Origin of the sequence: Fusicatenibacter sp. (genome assembly GCF_050872605.1) — a bacterium.
In the GTDB taxonomy this organism is placed as follows: domain Bacteria; phylum Bacillota; class Clostridia; order Lachnospirales; family Lachnospiraceae; genus Fusicatenibacter.
On sequence record NZ_JBNMHD010000011.1, the window covers coordinates 22,311 to 36,775 of the forward strand.

Sequence of the window (14,465 nt, forward strand, 5' to 3'; positions counted from 1 at the left end):
TTCGCACTTTCTTCTGCATTCCCTGTATTATATGAAAAACAGGAGAAAAGATGCCGCACCAGGCGGTTCTTTTCTCCTGTTTTTGTTCTTTATGTATCCTGCACCTGAAGAATATACGTACCGGACGCAGTATCCTGGTAAACGATATCTCCGATGGACTGCAGCAGCGATTCGTTCAGCGCATCGCCGTATTTCTCCTTTTCTTTGCTTCCCACAAAAATGTAGGTCACATGATACTGCTCCAGCAGGCGCAGCACCTCATTCGTATCGGTCGAGGTGTACATCTGTTTCACGTCCCCAGCGCGGACATTTAAGTATGCGGGATCCCCTCTCCAGAGCCATTCATGGACATACCATCCAAGCACGGTCGGAAGACCGGTCATTGCGGAAACGCGCTCGTAATCGCTGTAGCTGTCGCCGTTCGCCTCAAGCACAACCGGCTGTCCTTCTATTGTTTCATCCAGCCAGCGGATGGCACCTGCGTCCTCGGAAAAGACATTTTCCAGATACGCTGTCGCATCGAGTCCGCGGTACTCGGACAGATCGAAAACATTTCCGAACCAGGAGTACACGCTCGTTCCAAAATAGCCGAAGGTCCATAAAAGCAGTACCAGCCCGATTCCGCCGAACACCTGCAGAATCCGCTCTTTTTTCCAGAGCAGGAACCGCGTGATGATGTAGCTCATGCAGATACCGAACAGGATAAATGCCTGATACGTCAGCTTGAACATCGTGTTGGAGCGCGCATACGATTCTTCGTAGATATCGCGCACATAGACGAGCTCCGGAATGATGATAAGGCCGATGGCACAGAGGCCTAAAATACCGATCACCATATCGCTCACCGCAATCTCTCTCCAGAAATCACAGAAGGCAGAAACTTTTTTTGGCTTTTCTGCCGTTTCTTTTTCGCCCGGCTCCGGTTTTTTCTCTCCCAGAATCAGGGCAACGGCCTGCTCTTCCACCTCTTCCTGCGTCTTTCCATCGGCAAGTACAATCTGTCCCTGCCGCTCCATGCCCGGAAGATGACGGTTTTTCCGCCATGCCAGCAGGACGGCTGCGATAAACAGCACAACGAGCACCGTCGGAAGGCCCCAGAGAATCGCCAGCTGATACAGCATCGAATGGTGCTTGGCAATGCCGACACCGGAAACCATCGTCTCAAACTTCATTGTAAACGGAAGGGCGACAATCGTTCCAATTGCAAAAACTTCTGCAGCCTGCAGGAGAACCGTTCCGATCGTCTCTTTCGCCCGCGCATGATACCGGTACAGCGCACCGTACAGAGAGAAGCCTGTAATCACGACGAAATAGATAACAAAATCCCAGTAGTTGGACCAGTGGAACACACCGGTCAGAAAGCCCGCCGCGATGATCTGCGGCTGGAGCAGAACGTCTTTTAACGACCATTTCCACTCTTTTTCCGGATCACGGCAGGTATTTTTCACGTAGGAATACAAAAGGCACAGCACCAGCAGGACGAACATGACATTCACCACATGGGCATGCAGGTCGCCGAGCACAAAGGAATACGACGGAAACTCATGGATCGTGCGGTCATTTTCCACGAACGGGTCATACCCGATATAGCGGGTCGAACTCGGGAACCAGTAGGCCGATTCGTTCAGCCCCAGCCACTGGCGGATACAGCCGTAAATCACATAGTGCATATTTCCGGCAAGGGAAACGGCGCCTCCCGAAAGAAGACCGCCAAGCACCGGTGCAATCTGGCTTTTATTGCCGCCCTCTTTCCGGATGCGGTGGCACGCACGCGACTCTGCCAGATGGTAGGTGATCGAAAACGGCAGAACAAACGCGAACGATGCCACCATCGTACGCATCAGATGGTACGTCTGCTTTACATCCGTGAAGGTAATCTTCGTCAGAAATACGGCATAGAACTGGCCGCCGTAATAGTAGTTAAGACCGCTTCCGCTGTACCAGAGATCCTCTGCCGGAACGGCGGTGCTGCGCATCATGGCCTTCATAAAACCATAATCCATGAATTTTTCGGTTCCGTGTGCTTCCGGGTGAAAGCCCGCAAGGTAGGTCCAGAGAAGGAAAAAGGCGAAAAACAACACTTCTTCCATCATCAGGAAATCGATTTCCGGCGCATGGACGCGTACCTTAAAACAGCCGAAAATCCAGGAAGCCAGAATCAGTACACCGACCGTGATCAGGCAGACCGGTGCGGTAAACGGAACCAGTCCGAAGCTTCCAAGAGCAAATACAGCAAAACCGGAAACAACGATGCCAAGCACTTTGGAAAACATCCATCCCCGGTCATGAAACCGCGGAAACAGCGCTGCGGCAGCCGGATAAAATCCGATACCGAGCACCAGGGTCATAAGCCACCACTTCAGGAACGAAACGTTGTCCGTTCCAAGAAGCGGCGTTGTGGCCAGCACAAGCAACACCAGCAGAATGCCGGAAACTGTCGTCTTTTTGCTCATCTTTAATTATCTTCCTCTGTCATTGTGTAGACATGACGTTTTCTTGCCATCTCATCGCTTGCAAGATACTCGTCGTAGGTGGTCATCTTATCGATCAGCGCGCCGTTCGGAAGGATCTCCATGATACGGTTTGCTGTGGTCTGTACAAACTGATGGTCGTGGCAGGTGAACAGCAGCACGCCCGGGAATTTGATCAGACCGTTGTTCAGTGCAGTGATGGACTCCATATCCAGATGGTTGGTCGGCTCGTCAAGAACGAGAACGTTTGCACCGGAAATCATCATTTTGGAGAGCAGGCAGCGCACTTTCTCTCCTCCGGAAAGGACTCTGACACGTTTCACGCCGTCCTCACCGGCAAAAAGCATTCTTCCGAGGAATCCGCGGACATACGTTACGTCCTTGATCTCGGAATACTGGGTCAGCCAGTCTGCGATGGTCAGGTCGCAGTCGAATTCTGCGGTGTTGTCCTTCGGGAAGTAAGCCTGTGTGGTGGTTACGCCCCATTTGTAGTAACCGGAATCCGGCTCTTCTTCTCCGGTCAGAATCTTGAACAGCATAGTGATCGCCTGCTCGTTGCTTCCGACGAAAGCAACTTTATCTTCTCTTCCGAGGGTGAAGCTTAAGTTATCCAGAATTTTCACGCCGTCTACGGTTTTGGTCAAGCCCTCTACCTGCAGAACGTCGTTTCCGATCTCACGGTTCGGACGGAAATCGATGTAAGGATATTTCCGGCTGGACGGTTTGATATCGTCGAGCTGGATTTTCTCCAGGGCTTTCTTACGGGAAGTAGCCTGTTTACTCTTCGATGCGTTGGCGCTGAACCGGGAGATAAAGTCCTGTAACTCTTTGATCTTCTCCTCTTTCTTCTTGTTCGCCTCTTTCATCTGTTTTACCAGCAGCTGGCTGGACTCAAACCAGAAGTCGTAGTTTCCGGCATAGAGCTGGATTTTTCCGTAGTCGATATCGGCGATCTGGGTGCAGACTTTATTCAGGAAGTAACGGTCGTGGGATACGACGATAACGGTATTCTCGAAGTTGATCAGGAACTCCTCAAGCCACTCGATCGCATCGAGGTCCAGGTGGTTGGTCGGCTCGTCGAGAAGAAGGATGTCCGGGTTTCCGAACAGGGCTCTTGCAAGAAGAACTTTGACCTTCTGGCTGCCGGTCAGGTCTGCCATCTGTGCGTAATGCAGTTCCGGCTCAATGCCAAGGCCGTTTAAGAGCTGCTCTGCATCGGTCTCGGCCTCCCAGCCGTTCATCTCTGCAAACTCGCCCTCGAGCTCGCTCGCTTTGATACCGTCCTCATCGGTGAAGTCTTCTTTTGCGTACAGCGCCTCTTTCTCTTTCATGATCTCATAGAGACGGGCATTTCCCATGATAACGGTGTCGAGTACCGGATAGCTGTCGTATTTGAAGTGGTCCTGCTCGAGGAAGGAAAGACGCTGGCCCGGTGTGATGGTTACGTCTCCGTTTGTCGGCTCAAGCTGGCCGGACAGGATTTTCAGGAAGGTTGATTTTCCCGCTCCGTTGGCACCGATCATGCCGTAGCAGTTTCCCTCGGTGAATTTGATATTGACATCTTCAAACAACGCTTTTTTTCCGACACGAAGTGTCACATTATTTGCTGCAATCATACTTTTTAAAACCTCATTTTCTTATTCTTAATTGTAAACGTGAAGTTACCGCCGGGGTTTCCCGGTCATACGGAGTATAGTCTACCATAGGTTTCCGTTTTCTGGCAAGTAGGGAAAGCCCTTATTCTTCGTCTTTTTCACCGGAAATTGTAAAAAAGCTGTCATCCCGGTCTTTTTTGTCGATCAGTTCATTGTACTGCAGGCATTCATACTGCCGTTCGTACTCGAGATCCTCCTCCGGCGCATCGCTGTCGTTCCAGCGGTACCACGTTCCGTCACTTGCTAAAAAGCCGAGGTGGTTGAGCGCCGGCATCTTCCCGCGCAGGTCGAGCAGATACTCGTTGTACGGTGTCAGTTCCAGGCCGGTAAGGCTTAATGCATAGCTTGAGAGATAGTTTGTGCTGATCCAGACATTGCTCTCGGATTTCATGCTGTAGTTGGTCCAGATGAAGAACGGCGTTCCATAGAACTTCTCCTGATCCTCGACCGAAAGATTCTGATAGGCGTCTCCGGCAATCCATGTTTCAAACGCATCCGGCAGCTTCGGGGAATGATCGCCGAACATAATGATCATCGTCGGCTCGTCCACCTGCTGGAAATACCGGATCAGATAGGAAATTGCCTCATCGGAAAGCTTTAACAGGGAGAAATACTGATCGGCCTCATCACTGTCGTAGCCGTTGCAGTTGATATCTGCCTGGAAATAACGGTTCGTGTAGCCGCTGTGGTTCTGCATCGTCACATCAAAGAGGAAGAACGGGCTGCCCGGCTCCTTGTTCTCGTAGGTTTCCACGATCTTCTCATAGTTCGCCTGATCGCTGATCATACCGCGGTACCGCTTGGCCGTGTCGGAGAACTGATCAATCGAGATAAAATCATCAAAATCAAGGAAACGGTACGCGGTGCTCCGCTTCCAGTTCGTCGCCTTGTTTGGATGCATCGCGATCGCCTGATAGCCCTGGTCTTTTAATGTCGTGACGAGGGAATACTGGCTGTGTGTAAAGTAGCTGACGTACGGCACCATACCCGGGAACCGCTTGCAGGAGTTTCCGGTCAGGAACTCATACTCCGTTTTTGCTGTTCCGCCGCCCTTGGTACACGTCAGCGTGTGCCCTTTGATGATATTTTCGGTCAGCGAGTCGAGGAACGGCATGTAGCTCCCGCTCGTCTGCGGATCGCCGACGGAACGGTAGTCAAACCACGACTCGTTCATGATCGCAATGATATTGACCGGTGTCACGCCGTCGGCATTATCTTTTCGAAGATCTTCTGTTTTTGTCTCTTTCTCGCTCGTATCGGCAATCACTGTCACTTCGTCTTTCGAATAGCCGTCCGGCGGTGTCAGGCGCATATATTTGGCGACCGCGGTAAAACCGACCGTCGTTCCGTACTGACGGTACGTCTTCGCCGGATTCCAGAGATCGCTGATGACACCGAACTCGGCGTTCCAGTTCAGATTCATGTACGCCAGGTATGTTCCGAGCGTCAGCGCAGCAGCAGCCACGCGGAGCAGAATTTTATTCCTCGTTTTCCGTGCAAAACGGTATTCCCGGCTCTGCAGCCAGAGACGCACAACGAGCATCATCGTGATAAACGAAGTCACGATTTCACCTGTGATCTCGAATTTGTAGCCGCCGACTACGTCCGCCGCCGTCGCAATGCTGTACAGGTCGATGAGCTGGAACGCTTCTCCGCGGAACAGATAAACATAGTAGAATACCAGACTCATGCAGAAATAAAAGATGTTCATGAAAATCATCGCGCGGCGGATGGAGTTCAGAAAGAGGGAAATGAGAATGGAAAGTACGAAAATGACACCGATATTCAACAGCGCATAATACCATTTCATCTCCCGGAACTGGCTGTTTGTGACAAATTCCAGCGTGGCAAACAGGTATGCTGCGTTTGCCAGCATCAGAATCGGCTGTTTCCATCCCACATAGCGCGGTTTTGGTTTCTGGTCCGGCTTTGCAGCAAACCGGCAGAAACTGACGACTGTCGTCAGTATGATACACGCCAGCAGGCACGGGAACAGAAAGTGAATGCTCCACTCCCGGTCTGCCGCCGTTGTATCCAGCAGCGGGCGCGCCAGAAACAGCAGCACCGCCAGCACGCCGAAATACAAAACAAGAAACGCGCACCGGGCGCGCTCCTTTTGATTCTCTTTTAATCTCTGATAAAACTTCTGCATCGAAACTTTATGCTCCTTTTATAAACAAGAATTATAATCCTTCCGTAAACGGCTCATCCGCCGGATAGCCGCCGCCTAATTTTTGCATACAGCGCTGGATGGAATCTTTTGAATTTCCCCAGTCCTTATCCTTGTTGCGGTAATCGAATTTGTCAGTAAACCATGTTACCTCTTCCTGCAGCCGCTGGTAATTTTCTTTCATGATTTTGAACAGAATCGGGTAAAATTCCGCTTTCTGTTTATCATTCAGCTTTTTCTCCGCCGTCTCCACCAGATCCGCAAAGTGCGGCAGACAGAAGCCTTTTCCCTCGCGGAACAGTCTTGCAAACTCCTCGTCTTTTTTGTAGAGATCAAAGAACGTATCAAGATAGCGGTTATAGTTTGCCTTGAAGTGATCGCAGACGTAGCACGAATGCGTCTTCTCATCAATCCACTGGCCGATCGCAGTCTCACGGCCCTGTTTGTCGAGGGATGTCTTCTGCATCCGCTTGAACACCGAGGATTTTCCCGGTGCAAACTGATCCATCTGTGCGGCAAGCTCCTGGTTCAGTTTTTTCAGATGGGTGGATAAAATCAGACCGCTTCCGAGACGGTTTCCGTAATCGTACATCATTTTATAGTGGTGGCGGCAGAATCCCATCGCGTCTGTTTCCGCACGCACATCATCCTCCATGTAGGATGCGCCGGAACCGAGCGCAAACGAAATCGCATGCTGCTCTGCTTCCCGCTCCAGATAGCAGAACGGGCACTCATCTTCCGCCTTGAATGCATCCATCAGCGGAATGGTATGGATCGACTCTTTCATATGCAAAAACCTCCGATTTTATTTGTTGGTGCTTTCTACAGCATACACAAAAACCTCTCATTTGTCAAAAGAACTCTTTTTCCTGTTTTCCTATTATTCTGATGGATAATTTCTATATCTTGCACAATTTACATGTGCATTATAAAAATTTAAAGTTGTTTCTTTTTGGTATTTAATCGTTTAAGATAAATATTATATAAGTCTTTGTATCACTCTGTTCAGAAAGGAGCCGTAGCAATGGGAGAACATCATACGGAGGAGATGCGCCTCCTCGGTCTTACCATCGCTTTTTATCGCAGAGCACGCGGATTAACGCAAAGTGAGCTTGCCGAAGCTGTCCAGATCAGCCGTACACATATGAGCAACATCGAAGCGCCAAACAGTCATACCTCTCTGTCTCTAAACAAGCTGATGGATATTGCGGAAGCACTCGAAATTCCGCTGAAAACATTATTTGATTTCAAACGGTAAGCCGGAAAGCTTTCCGTTTTTTATAGCAGATTTTTACAGCAAACCCCCACAGCCGGTGTGCGCCCGGTGCGGGGGGTCTTTTTCTCTCTTATTTTCCCGAAAAATCCGGAGTTCCGTCAAGATTATACGGGGTCACCTGGTATACATAGTAGTTCAGCCAGTTCGTGTACAGATTGTTCGCATGTGACCGCCATAAAAGCACTGGTTTTGTATTTGGATCGTCGTTTTTATAATAGTTCTTCGGAATCTCAATCGGGAGTCCTTTGTCTTTATCGCGGTGGTACTCGCCGTCGAGCGTCATACGGTCGTACTCCGGATGACCCATCACGAAAATCTTTCTTCCCTCTTCCGCCATGCCAAGATAGAATCCGGCTTCGTCGGACTCTGCGAGAATCGTGACATCTTTGCAGGCACGGATATCGTCGATCGGTACTTCTGTGTGGCGGGAATGCGGTGCCAGAAACTCGTCATCGAAGCCGCGCACAAGCGGGATCTTGCGGTTGTTGACTTTGTGCCAGAACAGCCCGAATTTCTTCTCCGGAAGCATCCGTTTCTTCAGTCCGTAGAAATGATACAGACTCGCCTGGGCTCCCCAGCAGAGGAATATCGTGGAGGTAACGTGTGTGTTCGTCCAGTCCATGATCTTTGTCAGTTCATCCCAGTAGTCAACTTCTTCAAATTCCATCTGCTCGACCGGTGCACCGGTGATGATCATACCGTCGTAATAATTTTTCCGCACATCCTCAAATTTCACATAGAACGTGTTCAGATGGCTGGTCGATGTATTTTTTGCCTCGTGGCTTGCCACCATCAGAAAGGTGACATCGACCTGCAGGGAGGTATTGGAAAGGGAGCGCAGAAGCTGCAGCTCGGTATCCTCTTTCAGCGGCATCAGATTCAGGATCATAATCTTCAGCGGACGGATGTCCTGATGAACCGCTCTTGTCTCGTCCATGACAAATATATTTTCACTTTCGAGTATTTCTTTTACAGGTAAATCTGCCTGAACTTTAACCGGCATATTCTTTTTCCTCGTTTCTATTCTTCTTGATCTGCCGCGCTTTTCTCTGCGTAGAAAGGCGGTTTGCTTTTTCCGGCAGGAATTTCTGCCGTCTGTTTCCGATTATAGCAGATTCCCGCGCGGGATGCAAACCGCCTTTGCAGATATTTCGTTATTCTTCTGTCATCTTCAGAAATTCCTCTTCTGAGATCACCGGCACGCCGAGTTCGCGCGCTTTGCGGTTTTTGGAGGAACTGGATGTCGTGTCGTTGTTGATCAGATAGCTCGTCTTTCCCGTTACACTTCCGGTGGCTTTTCCGCCGAGCTCCTCGATTCTTGCCTTTAATGCATTCCGGTTCGGGAAATGTTCCACACTTCCGGTGATGACGAAGGTAAGACCGGCTAATTTCTGCTCTTCCTGGCTTGCCTGCGGCTTCTCAATCGTCAGATACGACAGAAGGCGCTCAAGGCGTTCCTTGTTTTCCTCATCCGCAAAGTAATCCACGATGCTTTTTGCAATCACTTCTCCGACACCGTCGATCTGTGCGAACTCCTCCGCCGATGCATTCCGGATCCGGTCGAGATCGAAATCGAAGGCTTTGCAGATCATTCTCGCGTTTGCAAGACCGATATTTAAGATGCCAAGCCCGAAAATCAGGCGGGGCAGCGTTGTGTTTTTCGCGCGCTCGATGCTGTCAATCAGATTCTGGTATGATTTTTCACCGAAACCGTCCATCTCCACAATCTCGTCGCGGTAGCGGTCGAGACGGAAAATATCGGCAAACTCACGGATGAAGCCGTGGCCCACGAATTTTTCGAGCGTTGCCTCCGACATGCCGTCGATGTTCATCGCGTCGCGGCTTACAAACAGGGTGAATGCCTTCATGAATTTTGCCGGGCACTCCGGATTCGTACAGTAGAGGGTCTCGACATCGTTCATCATCTGAATCCGGGTGGCACCGCCGCAGGCAGGACACGTTTCCGGAATATCGCGCACGCCGCTTCTCGTCAGATTCTCTGCGATCTGTGGAATGATCATGTTTGCTTTGTAGACAAGGATTTTATCACCCACACCGAGATCCAGCGAACGCATGATACTGATGTTGTGGACGCTTGCACGGGAAACCGAAGTTCCTTCCAGCTCGACCGGCTCAAAAACCGCAACCGGATTGATGAGACCGGTTCTCGACGGGCTCCACTCAATTTCAAGCAGAGTGGTCTCCTTCTGTTCATCCGCCCATTTGAAGGCGAAAGCGTTCCGCGGGAATTTCGCGGTTGTGCCGAGTGATTCTCCGTAGGCGATATCGTCATACAACGCGACAAGGCCATCGGACGGGAAATCGTTTGTCTCTATTTTCGTGGAGAAATATTGCATCGCCTCGTCGAGGTTATCTTTGGTGACAACCTTGTATTCCACCACCTCGAAGCCCTGCTCTTTCAGCCACTCCATCTGACGGATTCTGGAATTTTCGAAATCCTGTTCCGGAGCGCTCACAAGCGCAAATGCCATAAAATGAACGTGGCGTTTTGCCGTAATCTCATTGTTCAGCTGGCGCACAGAACCGCTGCAGAGGTTCCTCGGATTCTTGTATTTCGCATCGACATCCTCGATCTCCTCATTGATCTTCTCAAAATCGGAATAGCGGATGATCGCCTCGCCGCGCAGAACCAGCTCTCCCTGGTACGGGATTTTTAAGGGAATATTTTCAAACACTTTTGCATTGTTCGTGACAACCTCTCCGATCACGCCGTTTCCACGGGTGACGGCCTTTGCGAGGGTACCGCCGCGGTACGTCAGAACGACGGTCAGACCGTCCATCTTCCAGGACAGCAGCGTTTTGTGATCCCCGATGAAGCTGCGGAGCACTTCCACATCTTTCGTTTTATCAAGGGAAAGCATCGGCGACTCGTGCGCTTCTTTCGGCAGTTCGTCCATCGCCTCGTAGCCGACTTTTGTGGTCGGGCTTCCGGCGAGTGTTACACCTGTTTTTTCCTCTAATGCCTGCAGTTCGTCATACAGCGTGTCGTACTCCAGGTTGCTCATGATCTCCCGGTCTTCCTGGTAATAGGCTTTTGCCGCTTCGTTCAGCTTTTTGACCAGTTCCTTCATCCGTTCTGTTTCGTTCATCGCTTTTCCTCCCCGATCTGCTTTTTCAGTTCTGCTAATTCTTTTTCCGTTAAAGGGCGGTACTCCCCTGTTTTCAGGTCTTTCAAGTGAATATTCATGATCCGCACACGTTTCAGCTTTGTGACACGATATCCCAATGCTTCGCACATCCGCCGGATCTGACGGTTCAGCCCTTGTGTCAGAATAATCGTAAAGCTGCGCTCTCCCGTTTTCTGGATCCGGCACGGGCGCGTCATGGTATCGAGAATCGGCACGCCGGATGCCATTTTTTTCAGAAATTCCGGTGTAATCTCTTTGTTTACCTCGACCTGGTATTCTTTTTCGTGGCGGTTTCTGGCACGCATGATACCATTTACAATCGCACCGTCGTTCGTCATCAGAAGGAGGCCTTCAGAATCTTTATCGAGTCTTCCCACCGGGTAAATCCGCACCGGGTAGGACAGATAATCGATGACGTTGTTTTTCTCCCGTTTTTCCGCAGTACAGACGATGCCGCGCGGTTTGTTGAAGGCGAGATAGACTTTTTTCTCCTCCGGGACAACGGTTTTGCCTTTCACAACAACAACGTCGCCAGGCTCTACCTGCATGCCGGTTTCCGCGCATTTTCCGTTTACAGTAATCTCGCCCGCTTCTGTCAGACGGTCCGCCTCCCGCCGCGAGCAGACGCCCGCATCACTTAAGTATTTGTTTAAGCGCATGATTTTATCCTTCCAAAAAAGCAGTTTCATAAAAACCAGAAACTGCTTTTTTCATTTTGTATTATTCTATTGTTCCTACTGAATGCTTTCTACATATGCTCTCAGGGAAGCATCTGCATCGAGTGCATTCTGATAATCGTTCTGAACCTGTTCGATCAGATTTTTGACTTCTTCTTTTTCGAGCGCTGCTTTCATAGCCTCCGTTACGGCCGCATCGCTGTCGGTATCATCCATGATTTTCAGGATGCCGTCTTCTGTCGTGTAGAGATAATACTCCGAAAGCATCGGCAGGGTCTGGTTGATTCCCAGATATTTGCATCTGCTGCTGACAAACGCGATGTACGTTCCGTCGCTTGGACCGCTGATCGTGTAGGCCTTTACATCTCCGTATGACTCCACGTCGCTTTCTGCCTCAATCTGCGCCTGCTCCTCCGCGGTCAGATTGTCTGTTACTGCAAAAAGACCGTTGATATCCCTTGCACCGAGCGCGGTGTAATACTGCTCCATCACTGTGCTTACTTCCGGGACATTGTCCGCGGCAAAGGAGACAGCCGTATTATCGGTATTCTCTGTATTATTGGTATCGTCTGCCGCTTCCGGCGCACTTGTCGGCTCAGCCTCTGCATCCGGCGCGCTGGCGGTATCGGTACTGGAAGCATTCGCAGAATCCGAAACGTCCGATGAAGTGCCTGTGCTGTCCTCAGAATCTGCTTTTACCTGTGTCTTTTTATCCGGCACATTGTTTCCGGTGCTGCTGCTTGTTACGGTTCCGCCGCTCGATTTTCCATCGTTTTTTGGTGATACCAGATGAACGATGAGAAGAACCGCTGCCACAATCAGGAGAATTGCTCCGATCAGAAGCATGTAGCGCAGATTATCGGAAATCCATTCCCGGATTTTATCTTTTGTTGTCATTGGTTTTGCCATATTTTTCCTCCTTCATCAAAACTGATCCGCCGGATCAGTTATTGATATGCTCAGTAAGCAAAAAAACCTCTACTTCACACCGAAGCAGGGGCTTTCCTTGTCTTGCGCCGGTCCTGTCCGCCGCAGCATGCCATGTAGCAAAAACGCGTCTGGAGGGATTCGAACCCCCGACACACGGTACCGGAAACCGTTGCTCTATCCCCTGAGCTACAGACGCTGATGTGATCTGTTTTCTCAACCACACTATGACAGTTTACCACAGACTCCTGCAATTGTAAAGTGTTTTTCCCACCCAGCCGCCCATTTTTTTCTTAAATTATTCGCAGACTATTCTGCCACGCAGCTTACGTTTCTTCCTCACACAGCGTCAGTTCCCCGCTTTCCCGGTGGTAATAATAAACGTGATCCGACAGAATCTCCTGCGGCTTGACCGTCTTTTCATTCACGTCCCGTACCATATCGGAAAGACACTCCTCCGGGAACACATCATAATCCGGAATCACCATGCACTCGTGGATACTGCTCGGAATCACATAAAGACTTGCCTCAAAGCGCTGCGAAAGACTCTCCAGCACGCCGGGATAGCACATGCAGATTGCACCCAGCTTTCCTCTGCGGTTGCTGACCAGGTAAAACTGTTCCGCCAGCGGACCAAGCTCGAACAGGGGAAACGTTACTCCGTACTCCTCTTTCAAATACACCATAAGGCTGTCTGTGCGCACCGGCAGATCCCGCAGGGTGTTCTCCCAGGCACGGGCATCCAGCTCCTCCGCCGAAATTCCCCACAGCTCCCGGTGCGTCTCGTGGATCAGAATTGTCGCATCCGGCACGCGGTTTCCCCGCATCTGGTAATAGTACACGACCGCGAGATCGAGAAATTTTCTGTGCGGAACTTCGGAGAGCAGCGTACGGTTTTTCTCCGCATGAATGAGCTCGCAGTAGATCTGCGGCGCAGCATTTTTCCAGTTGGTAAAAAAGGCAGCTTTCTCCGGTCTTCTCGCCTCCGCTTCCACTTTCCGGTACTGCTCCAGTACCTTTTCTGCAATCTGAGAAAGCGGCACGCCCTGCAGACAGCATTCATACAGAAGCTCCACGTAGATCGTCGGTGCAATCCAGTCCTTCTTTCTGCTGATGACAAACGCCTCTTTTTCGATACCGTTCAGCTTCTGCACCGATTCTACCTTCACCTCAAAATCATCGCCGGCTTTTCTTTTCAGCAGCGCGGCAAGCTGCTCTTTGAACATCTGATAGTCCATTTTTTCCCACCTTTCCTGATTGATTGCCTTTTGTATTTTTGCTTTACGGAACAAAAAAAGCTCCGGAAAACACAACTCAAAAACCTCTGTACAGATCTGTATATGCCAGAGATTCGTTGGTTCGCGGAACTTCGAACGATGAGAAAAACGGGCCCGGGCTGCTTCCGACAGCCTTTATCAGCCATTTTTCAGACGAATATTCTATTTATTTAGAAAACCGTGTCCGCCACAAAGAAAGTTGTGACGGACAACGGCGGGAACAGTCTTACTTATACACGGGACAGATATTCACCTGTTCTGGTATCAATTTTGATTTTGTCTCCCTGGTTTACGAACAGCGGAACGCTTACGGTAGCACCAGTCTCAACGGTAGCCGGTTTGGAAGCACCCTGTGCGGTATCTCCCTTGAAGCCTGGCTCAGTCTCGGTGATCTCAAGCTCTACAAACAGAGGCGGTTCGATTGCGAATACATTTCCGTTGTAGGAACATACTTTAACCATTTCGTTTTCTTTTACGAATTTCAGAGCATCTCCGATGGTCTCTTCGTTCAGAGCGATCTGCTCATAGTTTTCTACGTTCATGAAGTAGAATAAATCACCATCGCTGTACAGATACTGCATGTCTACACGCTCGATACGAGCCTGCGGGAATTTCTCAGTCGGACGGAAGGTACGCTCTACCACACCACCGTTGATGACATTTTTTAATTTTGTTCTTACGAATGCAGCTCCTTTACCAGGTTTTACATGCTGAAATTCAAGAATCTGAACGACCTGACCATCGATCTCGAGGGTAACGCCGTTTCTAAAATCTCCTGCTGAAATCATTCTGATTTTTCCTCCTTAACATAGTACGATGCGCCAGATGCGCACCATAGGCTTATCTTATAATATAATATTTTT

The 14,465-nt window shown here is 50.0% G+C and carries 11 protein-coding genes and 1 tRNA gene; 1 reads left to right on the forward strand and 11 read right to left on the reverse strand.

Annotation, left to right across the window (positions count from 1 at the left end; genetic code table 11):
- Nucleotides 1-89: 89 nt before the first annotated feature.
- The 4 genes from ACY2VT_RS05305 to ACY2VT_RS05320 all read right to left on the reverse strand — a co-directional run bounded on the left by ACY2VT_RS05305 (nt 90) and on the right by ACY2VT_RS05320 (nt 7,083).
- On the reverse strand, nt 90-2,453 hold the full coding sequence (locus tag ACY2VT_RS05305) for a DUF2298 domain-containing protein (protein WP_461879158.1): 2,364 nt from the start codon (nt 2,451-2,453) through the stop codon (nt 90-92).
- A gap of 2 nt (nt 2,454-2,455) precedes the next feature.
- Complete coding sequence (locus ACY2VT_RS05310) at nt 2,456-4,087, reverse strand: ABC-F family ATP-binding cassette domain-containing protein (RefSeq protein WP_022462526.1); 1,632 nt, start codon at nt 4,085-4,087, stop codon at nt 2,456-2,458.
- Between the two features lie 121 nt (nt 4,088-4,208).
- Nucleotides 4,209-6,278, reverse strand: a complete 2,070-nt coding sequence (locus tag ACY2VT_RS05315) for an LTA synthase family protein (protein WP_461879159.1) — start codon at nt 6,276-6,278, stop codon at nt 4,209-4,211.
- 31 nt (nt 6,279-6,309) lie between these two features.
- A complete protein-coding gene (locus ACY2VT_RS05320; RefSeq protein WP_461873997.1) occupies nt 6,310-7,083 on the reverse strand; it encodes a DUF6062 family protein in 774 nt (257 codons plus the stop codon).
- A gap of 237 nt (nt 7,084-7,320) precedes the next feature.
- Between ACY2VT_RS05320 and ACY2VT_RS05325 the strand changes: the two genes are divergently transcribed.
- A complete protein-coding gene (locus tag ACY2VT_RS05325) occupies nt 7,321-7,554 on the forward strand; it encodes a helix-turn-helix domain-containing protein (RefSeq protein WP_461879160.1) in 234 nt (77 codons plus the stop codon).
- An 88-nt stretch (nt 7,555-7,642) separates the two neighbouring features.
- Here ACY2VT_RS05325 and metA read toward each other — a convergent pair whose 3' ends face one another.
- The 7 genes from metA to efp form a co-directional block, all read right to left on the reverse strand.
- Nucleotides 7,643-8,575, reverse strand: coding sequence for a homoserine O-acetyltransferase MetA (metA, locus tag ACY2VT_RS05330; RefSeq protein WP_461879161.1), 933 nt, complete (start codon nt 8,573-8,575; stop codon nt 7,643-7,645).
- Nucleotides 8,576-8,726: 151 nt separating this feature from the next.
- Entirely contained in the window at nt 8,727-10,682 is a 1,956-nt protein-coding gene (gene ligA, locus ACY2VT_RS05335) for an NAD-dependent DNA ligase LigA (RefSeq protein ID WP_461879162.1), read from the reverse strand.
- Nucleotides 10,679-11,410 (reverse strand): pseudouridine synthase, encoded by a 732-nt coding sequence (locus ACY2VT_RS05340; RefSeq protein ID WP_461879163.1) that lies wholly within the window; start codon nt 11,408-11,410, stop codon nt 10,679-10,681. The genes ligA and ACY2VT_RS05340 overlap by 4 nt, the downstream gene beginning before the upstream one ends.
- Before the next feature lie 45 nt (nt 11,411-11,455).
- Entirely contained in the window at nt 11,456-12,307 is an 852-nt protein-coding gene (locus ACY2VT_RS05345; RefSeq protein WP_461879164.1) for a hypothetical protein, read from the reverse strand.
- 144 nt (nt 12,308-12,451) lie between these two features.
- A tRNA-Arg gene (locus ACY2VT_RS05350) sits at nt 12,452-12,524 on the reverse strand.
- Nucleotides 12,525-12,651: 127 nt separating this feature from the next.
- The gene (locus ACY2VT_RS05355) at nt 12,652-13,563 is read right to left on the reverse strand and encodes a DUF5688 family protein (protein WP_173827880.1); all 912 of its coding nucleotides are present in this window, start codon (nt 13,561-13,563) and stop codon (nt 12,652-12,654) included.
- A 269-nt stretch (nt 13,564-13,832) separates the two neighbouring features.
- Nucleotides 13,833-14,390: an elongation factor P gene (gene efp / locus ACY2VT_RS05360; protein ID WP_022462517.1), complete on the reverse strand. Its 558-nt coding sequence runs from the start codon at nt 14,388-14,390 to the stop codon at nt 13,833-13,835.
- Between the last annotated feature and the right edge of the window lie 75 nt (nt 14,391-14,465).

Bases quoted from the DNA above. Each gene is read 5' to 3' on its own strand.
- ACY2VT_RS05305 (WP_461879158.1), bottom strand. From the start codon at position 2,453: ATGAGCAAAAAGACGACAGTTTCCGGCATTCTGCTGGTGTTGCTTGTG.
- ACY2VT_RS05310 (WP_022462526.1), bottom strand. From the start codon at position 4,087: ATGATTGCAGCAAATAATGTGACACTTCGTGTCGGAAAAAAAGCGTTG.
- ACY2VT_RS05315 (WP_461879159.1), bottom strand. From the start codon at position 6,278: ATGCAGAAGTTTTATCAGAGATTAAAAGAGAATCAAAAGGAGCGCGCC.
- ACY2VT_RS05320 (WP_461873997.1), bottom strand. From the start codon at position 7,083: ATGAAAGAGTCGATCCATACCATTCCGCTGATGGATGCATTCAAGGCG.
- ACY2VT_RS05325 (WP_461879160.1), top strand. From the start codon at position 7,321: ATGGGAGAACATCATACGGAGGAGATGCGCCTCCTCGGTCTTACCATC.
- metA (WP_461879161.1), bottom strand. From the start codon at position 8,575: ATGCCGGTTAAAGTTCAGGCAGATTTACCTGTAAAAGAAATACTCGAA.
- ligA (WP_461879162.1), bottom strand. From the start codon at position 10,682: ATGAACGAAACAGAACGGATGAAGGAACTGGTCAAAAAGCTGAACGAA.
- ACY2VT_RS05340 (WP_461879163.1), bottom strand. From the start codon at position 11,410: ATGAAACTGCTTTTTTGGAAGGATAAAATCATGCGCTTAAACAAATAC.
- ACY2VT_RS05345 (WP_461879164.1), bottom strand. From the start codon at position 12,307: ATGGCAAAACCAATGACAACAAAAGATAAAATCCGGGAATGGATTTCC.
- ACY2VT_RS05355 (WP_173827880.1), bottom strand. From the start codon at position 13,563: ATGGACTATCAGATGTTCAAAGAGCAGCTTGCCGCGCTGCTGAAAAGA.
- efp (WP_022462517.1), bottom strand. From the start codon at position 14,390: ATGATTTCAGCAGGAGATTTTAGAAACGGCGTTACCCTCGAGATCGAT.